16 protein-coding genes are annotated in these 15,706 nt (G+C 65.1%); 12 read left to right on the top strand and 4 right to left on the bottom strand.

Features of this window, described 5'->3' with window-relative positions; genetic code table 11:
* The first annotated feature begins 218 nt into the window (after positions 1–218).
* From ACSFC7_RS18620 to ACSFC7_RS18610, 3 genes are all read left to right on the top strand, one after another.
* Positions 219–1,562, top strand: coding sequence for an alkaline phosphatase family protein (locus ACSFC7_RS18620; protein ID WP_436344313.1), 1,344 nt, complete (start codon positions 219–221; stop codon positions 1,560–1,562).
* Positions 1,563–1,619: 57 nt separating this feature from the next.
* Positions 1,620–1,988: a hypothetical protein gene (locus ACSFC7_RS18615; protein WP_436344312.1), complete on the top strand. Its 369-nt coding sequence runs from the start codon at positions 1,620–1,622 to the stop codon at positions 1,986–1,988.
* A 412-nt stretch (positions 1,989–2,400) separates the two neighbouring features.
* Positions 2,401–2,814, top strand: a complete 414-nt coding sequence (locus ACSFC7_RS18610; RefSeq protein ID WP_436344311.1) for a DUF371 domain-containing protein — start codon at positions 2,401–2,403, stop codon at positions 2,812–2,814.
* A gap of 9 nt (positions 2,815–2,823) precedes the next feature.
* On the opposite strand, the gene ACSFC7_RS18605 is transcribed toward ACSFC7_RS18610, so the two are convergent.
* Positions 2,824–3,279: a response regulator gene (locus tag ACSFC7_RS18605; protein WP_436344310.1), complete on the bottom strand. Its 456-nt coding sequence runs from the start codon at positions 3,277–3,279 to the stop codon at positions 2,824–2,826.
* Positions 3,280–3,580: 301 nt separating this feature from the next.
* Positions 3,581–3,832, bottom strand: a complete 252-nt coding sequence (locus ACSFC7_RS18600; RefSeq protein ID WP_436347987.1) for an Lrp/AsnC family transcriptional regulator — start codon at positions 3,830–3,832, stop codon at positions 3,581–3,583.
* Between the two features lie 153 nt (positions 3,833–3,985).
* Between ACSFC7_RS18600 and ACSFC7_RS18595 the strand changes: the two genes are divergently transcribed.
* The 8 genes from ACSFC7_RS18595 (at position 3,986) to ACSFC7_RS18560 (ending at position 11,858) form a co-directional block, all read left to right on the top strand.
* Complete coding sequence (locus ACSFC7_RS18595) at positions 3,986–4,873, top strand: endonuclease III domain-containing protein (protein WP_436344309.1); 888 nt, start codon at positions 3,986–3,988, stop codon at positions 4,871–4,873.
* A gap of 102 nt (positions 4,874–4,975) precedes the next feature.
* On the top strand, positions 4,976–5,638 hold the full coding sequence (gene bluB, locus ACSFC7_RS18590) for a 5,6-dimethylbenzimidazole synthase (RefSeq protein WP_436344308.1): 663 nt from the start codon (positions 4,976–4,978) through the stop codon (positions 5,636–5,638).
* 113 nt (positions 5,639–5,751) lie between these two features.
* A complete protein-coding gene (locus tag ACSFC7_RS18585) occupies positions 5,752–7,254 on the top strand; it encodes a TrkH family potassium uptake protein (RefSeq protein ID WP_436344307.1) in 1,503 nt (500 codons plus the stop codon).
* Complete coding sequence (locus ACSFC7_RS18580) at positions 7,255–7,626, top strand: hypothetical protein (protein ID WP_436344306.1); 372 nt, start codon at positions 7,255–7,257, stop codon at positions 7,624–7,626. It begins immediately after the preceding gene.
* A gap of 125 nt (positions 7,627–7,751) precedes the next feature.
* On the top strand, positions 7,752–8,885 hold the full coding sequence (locus tag ACSFC7_RS18575; protein WP_436344305.1) for an ABC transporter substrate-binding protein: 1,134 nt from the start codon (positions 7,752–7,754) through the stop codon (positions 8,883–8,885).
* Between the two features lie 18 nt (positions 8,886–8,903).
* A complete protein-coding gene (locus tag ACSFC7_RS18570; RefSeq protein WP_436344304.1) occupies positions 8,904–10,136 on the top strand; it encodes an ABC transporter ATP-binding protein in 1,233 nt (410 codons plus the stop codon).
* Between the two features lie 2 nt (positions 10,137–10,138).
* Positions 10,139–11,062, top strand: a complete 924-nt coding sequence (locus tag ACSFC7_RS18565) for an ABC transporter permease (protein WP_436344303.1) — start codon at positions 10,139–10,141, stop codon at positions 11,060–11,062.
* The gene (locus ACSFC7_RS18560; protein ID WP_436344302.1) at positions 11,055–11,858 is read left to right on the top strand and encodes an ABC transporter permease; all 804 of its coding nucleotides are present in this window, start codon (positions 11,055–11,057) and stop codon (positions 11,856–11,858) included. The genes ACSFC7_RS18565 and ACSFC7_RS18560 overlap by 8 nt, the downstream gene beginning before the upstream one ends.
* A 261-nt stretch (positions 11,859–12,119) precedes the next feature.
* On the opposite strand, the gene ACSFC7_RS18555 is transcribed toward ACSFC7_RS18560, so the two are convergent.
* The gene (locus ACSFC7_RS18555) at positions 12,120–14,057 is read right to left on the bottom strand and encodes a beta-CASP ribonuclease aCPSF1 (protein WP_436344301.1); all 1,938 of its coding nucleotides are present in this window, start codon (positions 14,055–14,057) and stop codon (positions 12,120–12,122) included.
* Between the two features lie 338 nt (positions 14,058–14,395).
* Here ACSFC7_RS18555 and ACSFC7_RS18550 point away from each other — a divergent pair, with 338 nt between their 5' ends.
* Positions 14,396–14,878 (top strand): hypothetical protein, encoded by a 483-nt coding sequence (locus tag ACSFC7_RS18550; RefSeq protein WP_436344300.1) that lies wholly within the window; start codon positions 14,396–14,398, stop codon positions 14,876–14,878.
* Here the strand turns inward: ACSFC7_RS18550 and ACSFC7_RS18545 are convergent, their stop codons facing one another.
* Entirely contained in the window at positions 14,879–15,565 is a 687-nt protein-coding gene (locus tag ACSFC7_RS18545; protein ID WP_436344299.1) for a hypothetical protein, read from the bottom strand.
* Positions 15,566–15,706 lie beyond the last annotated feature (141 nt).

Raw genomic sequence — 15,706 nt, 5'->3', positions numbered from 1 at the left:
GAACCGCTCACTCGAGCCACCTCCGCTCGAATCAGTTCGTACGAACGTCCGCTCGAGGCCTCACGAGGACGTCGCTGGAGCAGCACCGGCGATACCGGTCCCCGTCGCGATCGTTCGGAACGCAGTCGACATCGGTAGATGCGTGAGTCGGTGCCACACCGTCTCAACACAGTGTCTCGAAACGAACCTTCTTGTATGCGGTCGAACTACGTCCGTCCATGGGTCTGTTCGATCGATTGCGGGGCGACGGAGCTCCCCGAGTCGCATTTATTGGGGTCGACGGCGTGCCGTACAGTCTCCTATCGGAGAACGAGGAACTGTTTCCAAATTTCGCTGCGATCGCCGACGAGGGGACGGCTGGCGAAATCTCGAGCATCGTACCGCCGGAATCCAGCGCCTGCTGGCCGTCGCTGACGACCGGGATGAACCCCGGCGAGACGGGCGTTTACGGCTTTCAGGACCGCGAGGTCGGCACCTACGACACCTACGTCCCGATGGGTCGAGACGTGCAGGCCGACCGCGTCTGGGACCGCGTTCAGGAGGACGGCCGACGGGCAACCGTGATGAACGTCCCCGTCACCTTCCCGCCCCAGCGCGACGTCCAGCGGATGGTCTCGGGCTTCCTCTCGCCCGGCCTCGAGAAGGCCGCCTATCCGGACGACGTCCGTGACTACCTCGAGACGCTCGACTACCGGATCGACGTCAATCCGAAACTCGGCCATCAGGGCGACAAGGGCGAGTTCATTCAGGACGCCCACGAGACGATCGACGCTCGCTTCGAGGCGTTCGAACACTACATCGAGGAGGACGACTGGGACCTCTTCTTCGGCGTCTTCATGACGACCGACCGGGTCAACCACTTCCTGTTCAAGGACTACGAGCGCGACGGCGACTACCACGACGAGTTCGTCGAGTTCTACCAGAAGGTCGACGACTACATCGGCCGGCTTCGCGAGGCGCTGCCCGAGGACGTCACCATGATCGTCGCCTCCGATCACGGCTTCACCAGCCTCGACTACGAGGTCCACTTCAACGAGTGGCTCCGAGAGGAGGGCTGGCTCTCCTTCGGCACGGACGAACCGGAGGAGCTGGGCGATATCTCCGACGATACCAAAGCCTACTCGTTCATCCCCGGCCGGTTCTACGTCAACCTCGAGAACCGCGAACCGCGCGGTGCCGTTCCCGAAGACGAGTACGACGAGGTCCGCGACCAGCTCAAGACCGATATCGAGGCGCTCGAGGGTCCGGACGGCAACAAGGTCGTCGAGCGCGTCGTCGAGAAGGAGGAAGCGTTCCGCGGCGACCACGACGACATCGCACCGGATCTGGTCGCGATTCCGAACAAGGGCTTCGACCTCAAGTCCGGCTTCAAGGCCGACTCCGAGATCTTCACTACCGGGCCGCGAAACGGCATGCACAGCTTCGACGACACCTCGCTGTACATCGACCACCCCGACGCGACGATCGGCGACGCCGACCTCTTCGACATCACGCCGACGATCCTCGACCTGCTCGACGTCGAGTACGGTCGCGGCGAGTTCGACGGCGCCAGTCTGGTCTGAGCGGCGTCCCCCGTTAGCGATCGAAACGTCTTTTGTCACCTGAGAGAACTGTCCGTCATGAACGACTCGAGGGTCTTCGGTCTCTCCGTACTCCTCGCCGTCGTCCTCGCTGGCGTCGCCAGCATCGTAACCGGGAGTTTCGCGATCCTCGGACACACGCCCATCGGGCTGGCGATCTACCTCGCCGTCGGGATCGGATTGCCCCAGTACGTGCTCTCTCGGCGGACCGGATCGCCGCTTCGACTCGGGCTGGCGGTCCTCGCAGTCGGGAGCGCCGCGCTGTCGGTACTCGCTGGCGCCGTGACGGGATCCGTGACCGCAGAGTGGCGTCTCGGAATCGTGCCGATCCTCTTCCTCCTCGTCTTCGGGGTGCTGATCGGCTCCGGGATCCGAGCGTTCCGTGCCGGCTATCGGACGCGGTCGTGACTCGAGGTTGCTCTCGGAGCAATTGTGGTGGGCTCGAGGTCGCCCCCGTAGCGATTGTGGTGGATTCGAGCGCCCCCGTAGCGATTGTAATGAACTCGAGCGCTCCTCACGCTGGCAACAGTGATTTCCACGCCCTCCCCAGCCGACTCGTTCGCTCCTTTCAGTCGCTCACTCGTCCACAGGAAGACGCTTCGCGTCTTCCACGCAGTCGCTCGTGTTACTCGCGACGACCTCGCGCAGTGGCGTCGATCGCCCCTCACTTACGCTCGGGCCGGATCGACAGTGCGCGCCGCCGCACGTGGCCTACTCGGCCCGACACGGAACGAAGTTCGCCCGAACGCTGTCGCGTCACGCGTTCGAGATGGCGAGCGACATTCGAGGCCGTTTTCCGCCCCGCAACGAACTGCCGGGCATGGACGAAGTCATCCACGCCCGCGGCCACGAGCACGTCTCCGCCGAGCACTCGAGCACGTTCGAAATTACGACCGACGACTTCCTCACACCGGCCGGAGACTGTATTCTCGCGATCGATGCCGACCGCACGCCTGCGGATTTCGATCCCGCATTCGTCGCGGCCTGCCAGGATGCGGACGCGACGATCACGGTCATGATCGACGCCGGTGGCTGTACGGATTCGGTGACGGGACGGGGCGATCCCGACCTCGAGTTCACGAACGAGCGAAGTGCGGTGGGCCGAACGAGCGAGTACGTCGACGATCGAACGATCGTCAACGACGCCGAATTCGCCGCGGCGGGATTCGATCGCGAGCTCGTCGCCGCGCTGGCGGAGGGTGCCGAGGCGACGGTGACGATCAGCGTCGACTGAGTAGCGAGTTCAGGTCACCGTCGGGAGTCGGACGCAGCCGAGCCAGAACCGCTCGAGCAGGCGGACGAACTGCTCGAACTCGTCTGTTCCGTCCGGTTTGAGGACGTAGGCGTTCGCCTGCAGGTCGTACGATCTGACGATATCGTCGTCGGACTCCGACCGCGAGAGAACGATCACCGGCGTCGACAGCGGTTCGGATCCGTCTTTGAGCGTCGCGAGGAGTTCGTACCCGCCTGAATCGGGGAGATCCGGATCGAGGAGGACGAGATCCGGACGCGGGGACTCCGCGTGCTCGCCGTCTCGGCGAACGAACCCGACGGCATCGTCCCCGGTAGCGACCACGTGAAGACGGGCCACCGTATCGACGGTCTCGAACGCGTCCCGAAATCGACGTGCGTCGTCAGTGTTCGGATCGATCAGCAGCACGTGTTTCGTCGCGGTTCGAGCGTTATTCCGCCAAGGCATCGCGGTTCACTGCCAGTACAGGCGCGTTCGGCGTATAAATACGGCACTACGAACATCGTTGGGTTGAAAATATCGCAACCCGAGGGGTGGTGAAAACGCGGACGAGAGAACGATATCGAATCGTCAGCCGCCGTCCGGGAATCGAAACCCGGAGAACGGCTGGTGCGTGTGACTCCAGATGAGGTGTTCGCGGACGCTCTCGAGGCCGAGCTCGTCCAACTCGTACGCGAGGCGGTGATTTCGCGCTTGGTCGGCGCCGCGGCCTTGATGTGGACGGTCTGTTTGCCGGTCGTGACGGTGATCACCTCGACGACGCCGGAATTCGCTGGACGTCCGCCGCCAGCGCCTCTCGATCGCCGACGCGCGTCGTACAGATAAACAGATAGTAGTGTTGGACGCCGGTGCGGTCGTAATCGACGGTGACGGTGTAGCCGTCGATGACGCCCGCCGACTCGAGTTTGGCGATCCGGTTTCGAACCGCGTTGTCCGCCACGTTCAGTTCGTTCGCGATGCCCGTGATCGGTTGCATCGCGTCCTGTTGGAGGTGGTACAGGATCGCCTTTCGATCGCATCGAGCGGTGACAAATCCGTATGCAGGCTTTACGGCGACGACAAAAGCCCTTGATCGGCTGCCGACGGACCCTCGAGCGGTTCGAACGGGTGCCGTTTCAGCGACGTTTTGGCTCCGGAGGTCGTACCGGGACGTATGAGCGACGACCCTGGCCGCGAGTCGGATCGCGAACCGTCAATGAACATCAGCGGCGGCGCCGAGGGTGGCGGCATCGCCGCCGAGTTTGACCCCGCGACCGCGGACACCCGCGCGGAGGAGGTCGTCGACCGACTGGGCGAACTGTACTGGGAGAAGACGTACGGCGGGCAGGACGCCTTCACCTGCCTCGTTCGCACGATACTGAGCCAGAACACCAGCGACAAGGCGAGTCAGCCGGCTCACGACGCGTTAATCGACCGGTACGGCGGCAGTGCGTCACAACGCGACGCAGACAGTGCGAGCGGCCAGCCGCGAGCCGACGGTGTCGATCTCGCGGAGTCGCTCGCGAACGCGGAACGATCCGAACTCGCCGAGACGATCAGCGGCGCAGGGCTCTACAACCAGAAATCCGAGACGCTCATCGACACCGCCGACTGGGTCCTCGAGGCGTTCGGCTCCGCCGCCGCGTTCGACGCCTTCGTCAAGGACGAGGAGCCGTCGACGGTTCGCGACACCCTCCTCGAGGTGCGCGGCGTCGGGCCGAAGACCGCCGACTGCGTCCTCCTCTTTGCGGGCGGCCGCGGCGGCGTCTTCCCCGTCGATACCCACGTTCACCGGATCTATCGACGGCTGGGGATCGCCCCGGCAGACGCGGATCACGAGGGCGTTCGGGCCGTCCTCGAGCGCGACGTCCCCGCCGCGAAGTGCGGCTTCGCCCACACGGCGACGATCCAGTTCGGCCGCGAGTACTGCACGGCGCGGAAGCCGGCCTGTCTCGAGGATCCCGACGCCTGTCCCATGGGTGATCTCTGCGATCAGGTGGGCGTCTATCCCGAGACGGACGAGGTCGTCGATCCGGCCGAGGCTCCCGAAGCGGGCGAGTGATCCCTTCCACGTTCTCGAGTCGATACGGGTACTCGATCGGTATCCGTCGTCGCTCGATACCGATCACCGCGTTTATACAACCGAGCTTTATCTACTGAATCAATGGTTTCGTTCACGGACGCCGAGCGAGAGGCGGTCTACAAGACGATCTACGCTCGGCGCGACATTCGACGGTTTCGGGCGGATCCGATCCCCGAGGACACCCTCGAGCGGCTGATTCGGGCCGCCCACCACGCCCCGAGCGTCGGCTTTTCCCAGCCGTGGGATCTGATCGTCGTCCGGGACGACGAGACGAAAGCGGCGATCGCCGAGATCGCCGATCGGGCCGTCGCGGCCGCTCGAGAGGGGTATCAGGAACCCACGAAGTCCGAGTTCGCCGACCTGAAACTCGAGGGGATCCGCGAGTCGCCGATCAACGTCTGCGTGACCTGCGATCCGACGCGCGGAGCGCCCCACGTGCTCGGCCGGAGTTCGATGCAGCGGATGGACGTTTATTCCACCTGTCTCGCGGTCCAGAACCTCTGGCTGGCCGCCCGTGCGGAAGGCGTCGGCGTCGGCTGGGTGAGCGTCCTCTATCCCTCCGAGGTCCGAGAGGTGCTGGGGATTCCGCCGCACGTCAAACCGGTCGCGCACCTCTGTCTGGGCTACCCCGAGGACGGCTTTCCGGACGAACCGGTCCTCCAGCGGGAGGGCTGGCGCGAGCGGCTCGCAGTCGAGGAACTCGTCCACGAGGGGCGGTGGGAGGGCGAGCGATCGGGCGACTGACGCAACGTCGTAGCGGCCGCGACTCGAGGCGCTCCCTGCGTATCCCGGACCAACCCTCTTACGCGTGGTTTTCGTACTGTTCCCAAGCGGATCGTCGCCGCCACCTGGCCACGATGGACGAGACCTTTCGTCGCGCACTTTACGATTTCGGGACGCTCGTCAAGGTCTACGCCTTTCTGCCGGCGCTCTCGATCGTCGTCGCGATCGCGTGGGGAGAGTTCTACGCGATCCCTGCCTTCCTGCTGACCGCCGCGGTAGCAGCGGGGATCGGCCTCGGCCTCGAGTCCTTCTTCGACGCCCCGGAGGACGTCGACGGCATGTCTTCGGGAGTCATCACCGTCACAGTCGGCTGGTTCGTCGCCGGACTCCTGAGCGCCCTGCCGCTGTTGCTCGTCGCCTGGACGGTTCGGCTTCAGCCGCCGCCGGTCGCCGTCCCGGTGATGACGGGGTCGCTCGAGACCTTCCTCACGCCGATCGACGCCGTGTTCGAGGGGATGAGCGGCGTTACGGGAACCGGGTTCAGTATGGCCGCGGATCCGGGCGAGTTGCCGCGAACCCTGCAGTGGTGGCGCTCGCTGATCCAGTGGGTCGGCGGCATCGGCGTGATCGTCCTCGCGTCGGCGTTCGTCAGCAGCGAGGAGAGCGACTCCTTCTCGGCGATCCACGGCAACATGGCGCCGACCGAGACGATCCGATCGACGACCGCCGGGACGGCCGCCGCGCTGTGGTGGCTGCTCGCCCTGTTGACCGTCGCGAGCGCGCTCTGGCTCTGGTTCGTCGGGATGGGGCCGTGGGCGGCGCTCAACCACGCGATGACCGGCGTGACGACCGGCGGCTTTACGATCACCGCCGACAGCATCGGCTCCTACGACGATCCGGTCGTCGAACTCGCACTGCTCCCCGTTATGATCGTTGGCGCAGTGTCGTTCAGCCTCCTCTTCTTCCTCTTTCGCGGCGACCTCGAGAAGGTCCGGGGCGACGCCCAGACGACGTGGCTGTTCGGTGCGCTCGGGGTCAGTACGGTCGTCGTCGTCGGCTCGCTCGTCGTCTCGGCGTCGTATCCGGAGCCGACCGAGGCGATTCGATACGGCGTCTTTCAGGCGGTCTCGGGGACGACCAGCGCCGGCTTCCAGACCGACAGCGCGCTCGGCGATTCGTGGGCCTCGTCGGGACTGCTCGTCGTCACGCTATCGATGATCGTCGGCGGCGCGGCCGGTTCGACCGCCGGCGGCGTGAAAGTCATTCGAGTCCGACGGCTCCTCCTCGACGCGCCCGAACACGGGATGGACGTCTACGACCCCAGCGAGTCGACTGCGGATACCGCCGGCGGCGCCTCGGCGGCGTTCGATACCGCCGCCATCATCGCGGTACTCTGGTTCGTCCTCCTGTTCGCGACGAGCGTCGTCGCGTTGCTCGTCCTCCCCGGCGAGGCGACCGCGGACGTCCTCTTCGAAGTCGCGAGCGTCCAGGGGAACGTCGGTCTCAGTAGCGGTATCGTCGACGCGACCATTCCCTCGTCGCTCAAGGTCGCACTCGTCCTCGCGATGTGGATCGGTCGCCTCGAGATCGTGCCCGTGCTCGTCACGGCCCAGATCCTCTACGAGGAGGTGGTCTGAGTGGTCGATCTCGAGCCGTTTCTCGAGGCTCCCTTCGAGGAAGCCTCGAACCGCTCCTTCGAGGCGCTGCTTCTGATCGGTGTCGGACTGCTGGCGACGGTTGCGGTTCTCGGTCGGTCGACCGTAACCATGGCCGTCGTCGCCGTCTACCTCTGCCTGATTCCCGGCTACGTCGGCTTTCGGGTCCGGGTCTGGGATCGGGAGGCCGAGTCGGTGGACGACGAATCGGTCGAGGCCGACGATGGGAGCGACGTCGACGCGTCCGAGAGCGTCGAGAGCGATACCGAACGCGACGGCGACGGTGAGGCGGCCGCCGGCGAAGGCGAAACCGCTGGCGAGCCGTCGGGCGGCACCGACGGCACCGACGAGTGAGTCGACCGACCGTCTCTCCCGCCGAGACTCCGTCGCGGATCACGGGCCGGACTGGGATCGAACCGAGACGTTCTTCGAAGTCCACAACGATTTTATGTCACCGTCGGGGTAGACCCGGGGTACCAATGGCTGCAGACCCGGACCGGGTTGCAGAGACGAGCGAGACCGACGTATCAACTCCATCTGACACATCTTCCGTGTCGCGTCGCCGACTGCTCGCCGCGACAGGGGTCGGCTCGGCGACCGCCCTCGCCGGCTGTACGGAACTGCTCTCGAGCAGCAGCGACACGTTGGACGTCAGCGTCTGGAGCGGCAACTACGCCGACCGATTCGAGGAGTCAGTCGTCCCGATGTACGAGGAGGAGTTCGACGCGGAGGTTCGAATCCACCGCGGCTGGGACGGCATCCTCACGGACATCCAGACGGCGCCGGACGACGATCCGCCGTTCGACGTCACCGTCACGGAGGGCAACTTCTACTATCTGGGCCGACAGGACGACCTCTTCCACGAGATCAGGACGGAGAACGTCCCCAACTACGACGCGGTCATCGACCACTACCGGGAGTTCCGGAACACGGAGTACGGGATGCCGATCGACGGGGCCCCCTGTACGATCATCCACCGGGAGGATCTCGACTTCGAGCCCGACTCGTGGGCGGACCTCTCGTCGTCGGCCGTCGCGGAGAGCAACGGCGTCGGCGTCGACACCGGCTTCTGGTGGTATCCGATGTACGCCGCCGCCGTCGGTATGGACGACGAAGCGCTCGCCGGCGAGATGCACGACGCGGACCGACACGACGACGTTCTCGAGACCGTCGCCGACTGGCCGATCGAGAGCTGGGCGAGCTCCGGCGAGGACATCTGGCAGGCGTTCGAGAGCGAGATCATCGACGTCGCCCAGTGGTACTACGAGCAGACGGCGTACGATATCGACGACTACGACGGTCTGACACACACGATGCCGGAGCAGACGACCGGCTACCTGAACCACTGGTGTGTCGTCGAGGGGACCGACAAACGCGAGCAGGGAGAGGAGTTCATCAACTTCCTCATGGACGCCGAGGTCCAGTCGACGTGGTCCGAGGAGCTCCCGTCCCTGTTCTGTAACGAGAACACGGAGTACGCCGGCGATCTGGCCGACGATCTGCCGGGCAACAGCGAGGAAGCCGAACAGATCGCCTTCCCCGACTGGGAGTTCCTCTCCGAGCACAGCGACGACCTCTCCAGCGCGTTCACCGAGATGGAGACGGACTCCTGACGCGGCGCTACGCTACTTATGTCACACATTACGATTTCCGGACTGGAGAAACGGTACGGAGAGACGCTCGCCGTCGAGGATGTCTCGATGACGATCGACGACGGCGAACTGCTCTGCCTGCTCGGTCCCAGCGGCAGCGGCAAGTCCACGACGCTCAGAATGCTCGCCGGCCTCGAGACGCCGTCCGACGGCGAGATACGCGTGGACGACGCGGACGTAACCGATCGTCCCGCCTACGACCGCGCCACCGCGACGGTGTTCCAGGACTGGGCGCTGTTTCCCCACAAGACGGTCCTCGAGAACGTCGCCTTCGGACTGAAGATGGACGGCGTCTCGAAAGCCGAGCGCCGCGAACGGGCCCGGGAGATGCTCGAGCGCGTCGAGATGGGCGAGTACGTCGACGACGACCCCACGAACCTGAGCGGCGGCCAGAAGCAGCGCGTCGCCCTCGCGCGGTCGCTCGCGGTCGAACCCGACGTCCTCCTGCTCGACGAACCGCTGTCGAACCTCGACAAGCGGCTCAGCGAGGACATGCAGATCGAACTCCGGGAGATCCACGAGGACGTCGAAACGACGTTCGTCCACGTCACTCACGATCAGGACGAGGCGTTCACGCTCGCCGATCGGATCGGGATCATGGCCGACGGCGAACTCGTCCAGATCGGCGACCCGCACGAGGTCTACGAGCATCCCCGAAACCGGTTCATCGAGGGCTTCCTCGGCGACACGAACTTCGTCTCGGGCGAGGTGACGCGGACGACCGCCGACGCGGCGCACGTCGAGACGGAACTCGGACGGACGGTGGTTCTCCCGACGACCGACGGCGACGGCGGCGTGAAGGTCGACGGCGACGGCGGCGTGAAGGCCGACGGTGACGGCGACGTGAAGGACGACGGTGACGAAAACGCCGATGGCGACGCCCTCGCCGAAGGCGAATCGGTGACGCTCTCGCTTCGTCCCGAGGTGCTCGCGATCGATCCGGCGTCCGAGTCGACCGCGACCGACGGCGAGCACGCACAACCCGCGATGACCGACGGGAGCACGCGGAACGCGGTCGTCGGCACGATCGAGAACGTCATCTACCGCGGCTCCACCGTCAGGTACTCCGTCTCGGTCGACGACACGCCGGTGTTCGTCGAACGGACCGTCTCCGACTCCGGCGCGTTCGACGTCGGCGACGACATTCGCATTGGCTGGGACGGCACGGACGTCCTCGCGTTCCGCGACGACGGCTCGAGGGTCGATCCGTAACGATGTCCGGAACGCAATCGTCGCTTCCGGGACCGCTCGGCCGCGTCTGGGAGCCCATCCGCGAGGGGTCGCGCTCGAAGCGGGCGCTGTTGCTGATGGCTCCGCTGGCCCTGTTCGAACTGCTGATCTTCGTCGCGCCGTTCCTGATCCTCCTGCGGATCAGCGTCGCGGAGGGGTCGGCGGACCTCCGCTACCTCGAGGGCACGTGGTCGCTTTCCGGCTACGCCGACGTGCTCACCAGCGGGTTGTTACGGGATATCGTCGCCTACTCGTTCGCGATGGGACTGGCGGTGACGGTGATCACCGTCGTCGTCGCGCTGTTCTACGCGTACGCGATCTGGCGAGCCGACGGACTGGTCGAGTCGCTGCTGTTGTTCTCGGTCGTCCTGCCGCTGTTGACGACGCTCGTCATCAAGACCTACGCGTTCTGGCCGCTGCTCGCGCCGAGCGGCACGGTCAACGACCTGCTGCTGTCGCTGAACCTGATCGCCGATCCGATCCAGTTCGTCCCCGGGACGACGGGCGTGATCGTCGGGCAGGTCTACATCGTGCTTCCGTACGCCGTGCTGGCGATCTACAGCGTCCTGTCGACGATGGACTGGGACGTCGTCGAGGCCGCCCGCGACCTCGGGGCGAGCCGTCCGCGCTCGGTCCTCGAGGTCGTCGTCCCGCAGGCGATGCCCGGGATCATCGTCGCGACGGTGATCTCCTTCGCCTGGAGCGTCGGTGCCTACGCCGCGCCGGGGTTGCTCGGCACCGGCGGGGACCGAACGTTCGCGATCGAGGTCGAGCAGCGCCTGCTGGGCGACCTCCAGTGGGAGCTCGCGACCGCGTTCTCCGCGATCATGCTCGTCCTGATGCTCGCGAGTGTGGCCGTCCTCTACGCGACGCTCAGCCGCTTCGGAGGTGAGTTCGAGTATGCATAGAGAGACGCTCGAGAACGCCCTGTTCCGGGCGGGATACCTGGCGATCGCAGCGTTCATGCTGTTGCCGCTGGTCGTCGTCGTCGTCACCTCGTTCGCGGCGTCGGGCCAACTCGCGTTCCCGCCCGAGAGCTACTCGCTGGTCTGGTACCGCGAGTTCTTCGCCGACGATCTCTGGCTCGAGGCGTTCGACAACAGCCTCGTCGTCGGCGCCGGGACGACCGTCGTCGCGACGACGCTCGGCGTGACGGCCGCCTTCGGGCAGGAACTGGACGACGGCTCCGCGGGTCGGCTGCTCGCGCCGCTCGTCCTCCTGCCGCTGTTGATCCCGCCGATCATCCTCGGGATCACGATGCTGGTCTACTTCAACAGGGTCGGCCTCGAGGCCTCCTACCTGAGCATCGTCCTCGCGCACTCGCTGTGGGCGACGCCGCTCGTCTACTTCGTGATGCGATCGGTGTTCAGCCGGTTCGACTGGCAACTGCTCGACGCCGCGCGCGACCTCGGCGCCGGGCCGATCCAGTCGTTCGTCCACGTCGTGCTCCCGAACGTGAAACACGGGATCTTCGTCGGCGCGCTGCTCGCCTTTATCGTCAGCCTTCAGGAGTTCGTGATGGCGCTGTTCCTCTCGAGTCACAGTACGGAGACCATCCCGGTCGTCGCCTGGACCGAAGTACGGCAGTCGCTGGATCCGATGGTGAGCGTGGTCTCGACGTTCCTGATCCTCATGTCGATCGGCGCGATCGCGCTCGCTGCGCTCGCGACGAACCTGCAGTGGGTCTCGAAGCAACTGTCCTGACCGGCAGGCGATCGGCGGCCGACCGCTTCTCGTTCTTGTCGGCGCGATTTCGCTCGTCGACTCGGTCTCGAGCAGCCGTCTCAGACGTAGCTAAACTGGATCAGCGCACAGCCAACGAAGATGATCACGGATGCGGACGCCTTCTGTACGAGGGTGAACGGATCGAACTGCTCGGAGAGGAGCGTCGGCGCGAGTTTCGAGATGGCGAGCGCGCCAGCGCTCGCCGAGGGAGCTCAAAATCGCTTCGCGTTTTCGGAGACTTTACAGGAAGCGGAAAGTCTCGAGGTTCTTCGGCGCGAAGGTGCGCATGTTGTAGTCGTGGTACAGCGCCGACGAGAGGTCCTGGGTGGACCGCTCGTCGCCGTGAACGCAGAGGACCTTCTCGGGACGGGGGTTCATCGTCTTGACGAAGTTCTCGAGGCCGGCGCGGTCGGCGTGGCCGGAGAAGCCGTCGACGGTCTCGACGTTCATGTTGAGCGAGAGGGTGCCGCGTCCGTTGCTGTTCGAGCCCATGGCACCGACCTCGCTGGTCGGAATCTCGTCCCAGCCGTTCTGGATGCGGCGGCCGAGGGTTCCCTGGGCCTGGTAGCCGACGAAGACGAGCGTCGAGTCCGGGTCGGGGCCGAGGTGGCCGAGCCAGGACATGATCGGACCGCCGGTGACCATACCGGACGTCGAGAGGATGATGCAGGGTTCGCCGTCGGCGACGTCCTGACGCTCCTCCTCGCCGGCGTCGATGTGGTTGAACTCCTCGGCGAGGAACGGGTTCTCGTCGTCGTGGAAGATGCGGTCCCGGAGGTCGTCGCGCAGGTACTCGGGGTAGGTCGTGTGGATCGCGGTCGCCTCCCAGATCATCCCGTCGAGGTGGACCGGCATTCGGGGGATGTCGCCGCTGCGCATCGCCTGCTCTAAGACGAGCATGATCTCCTGCGAGCGACCCACCGCGAACGCGGGGATGACGACTTTGCCACCCTTCTCGTAGGTCTCCGTGATGATCTCTTTGAGGTTCTTCTCGGAGTCTTCCTGATCGGTCTGGTAGTCGTTGCGACCGCCGTAGGTCGACTCGAGGACGAGCGTCTCCACGCGCGGGAAGTCGTTGACGGCGCCGTTGAACAGGCGGGTGTCCTCGTAGTGAATGTCGCCGGAGAAGGCGACGTTGTAGAGACCGTCGCCGATGTGGAAGTGGGAGACGGCCGAGCCGAGAATATGACCGGCGTTGTGGAAGGTGAGTTTGACGTCCGGCGCGATGTCGGTGACGTCGCCGTACTCGAGCGGGATGCAGTGTTTGATCGCTTCGCGAACCTGCTCCGATTCGTACGGCGGGGCGCGGCCTTCCTTGGCCGCGACGTCGAGGTAGTCGAGCGTCAGGAGCCCCATCAGATCCCGCGTCGGTTCGGTACAGTAGATCGGGCCGTCGTAGCCGTACTTGAACAGCAGCGGGATGAGCGCGGAGTGGTCGAGGTGAGCGTGAGTGAGCACGACCGCGTCGATGGTCTGGGGCCCCGCGCCGAGCGCCTCGGGGGCGTGGAGGTACGGCACTTCGCCCTCCGCGCCGGGCTTGTCACCGCAGTCGATGAGGATTCGAGTTTCGGGGGTCGAGAGGATGAAAGAGGCCCGTCCGACCTCGCGACAGCAGCCGAGCGTGGTGATGCGGACGTACTCGTCGTCCGACATCTCCTCGCGGTGAATCTGTCGGCCGACCTTCTCTAAAATGTCCCGTCGATCGTCGCGTTCCTGCTTCAGGAAGCTCCGAACGTTCGAGACGGTCGAGGATTCGATCGGCGGCGTCCGAACGACTTCGGGGGTCCAGCCGACGTTCTTCGTGATATCACGGAGCGTCGAGCCGTGGCGGCCGATCACCATGCCGGGCTTCTCGGCCTCGATGACGACCTCGCCGGTGTCGGCGTGGAAGTCCAGATCCGTGACGCCCGCCTCTTCGGGGATGACGTTCATGATCTGCTCGCGGGCTTCGTCGGGCCGCGAGAGGACGCTCGGATCCGGACGAACGGTGATCCGCTTGCGTAGCTTGCTCGCGAGTTTTCGAATGAGGTCGCCCTGTTGGGCGAACTTCTTCGGATCGCGGGTGTAGACCACCAGTTCGGGGCCTTCGTACTTCACCGAGGAGACCGAGATATCGTTCGGTAACTCGCTCGTGATCTCTGCTTTCAAATCGTCGAGTTGCTGCTCTACAGTACTCATAATCGCCAATTGTGGCTTGCGTGAACTCGCCGCCGGGGAGCAGGTGTCCAGCCGGATACGGACGGTCGGGAACCAGCCCTCGAGATGAGGACGATGCGAACGTCGCTACGCGTCGGCCTCACTGTCGTCGAGAGCCGTCGTGGTGAAACAACGTCGGTCGTCTGCAGTCCAGTATCCCGGATCATCGCGTTGTACCGTGCTGTGACAAACACGCTCCCAGAACGGTTGTCCTGGTTCGTGCGGGAAGATTCCAGGGAGAACCCGCTTATTCGACGCTATTCTTTGCGTCGTATATAAGCCTTCGCAAAACACAGGGGTGTTCGGCGCAAACGGGGAGCATGAACCTGACACCGGAGCGTGTCGTTACGGAGCGAAACTGGGTCGCTGAACGGGTCGAGACCGTCGTTCCGATCATCAACGATGTCCGCGACGACCTCGGCGAGACCTTCGACACCGACGTCGACCACGTGACCGAAGCGCAGTATCTCGAGGAAGTCGACGCCGTCTTCGCCGACGGCGATCTGGCCGTCAACGTCGCCGCTATGGTCGCGATTCTCCGGGGTCTCGACGTCGAGGGCGACTATCCCGGTTTCGTCGTCGACGAGATTCTCGGTCGCGAACTCGCCGCGACGATTTCCGGCACGCAGCCCCTTCGGACCCTCGGCGAGGCGACGTTCCACTACGCCGACCTGCGGGTCCACGGAGACGGGGACGAAAACGCGGGCGTCGACGATTGCGAGGCCGCGCTCGCGGCCGGCTTTCAGGAGCGAATTCCGGGCTGGAACTGGACCGAGCGCGAGAGTCCGTTCGGCGTCGAGTGATCAGTCCGCCGATTCGTTCTCAGTATCCGTGTCGTCGCCCGGTTCTTCGTCGGCGTCCGATCCGTCGTCGGCGTCTTCGTCTTCCTCGTCGTCGGTCGATCCGTCGTCGGAATCGCTGTCGTTGGAATCCGCATCACCGTCGTCAGCATCGTCAGCGTTGCCGGCGTCTTCGTCCGGGTCGGGTTCGGGCTCCGGCTCAGCACCGGGGTCGGCGCCCGACTGCGCCTGAAGTGCCGCTTCGTACTCCTCACCGGGAAGCAACGCTTCGACGTCGTTGTTGCGCAGCAGATCGACCAACCCTTCGTCCGAACCCGTCAGCAAAAACGCACCGTGCTCGCCGATCGCAGCCTCGATCGAGACGTTGGTGTCGGACAGCTCCCCTTCGAACTCGATCGACCGCGACAGGAACAGCTCTTGCTGGCGTTCCTGCATCTCGAGTTGTGCTTCCTCCCGGCTGATCTCGCCCGACTCGAGTTCGGTGGATACCTCCTGTTGGACGCCCTGAAGCGCGTCTTCGGGTGGCTGTACGATCGCGGTGATTCCCGCTGCCGGATCGATATCGGGTTCCGAATCCGCGTTGAGTTCGCGCTCGGAGTCCGAAAAAATGCTGGTACAGCCGGCGAGTGATGCGGTCGCCCCGGCGCCGGAAAGCTGCAGCACGCGGCGTCGGGTTGGGTCGGGTGTCATCGTGCCGGCTTCAGAGGCGAGCGCGAATAAACCCTCGTACTTTCCGAAACGACCCGACGGACAACTACCACGCTCCCTCTGCAGGGAGATCCACGCCGGTTTTCGATCTGCACCGGATTCCGAAGTACCGGTGTGTCCGCG

This window comes from Natronorubrum halobium, assembly GCF_051351675.1.
Taxonomy (GTDB): Archaea; Halobacteriota; Halobacteria; order Halobacteriales; family Natrialbaceae; genus Natronorubrum.
Note: the sequence above shows the minus strand (reverse complement) of the source record. Positions and strands in the feature narration are given on the sequence as shown.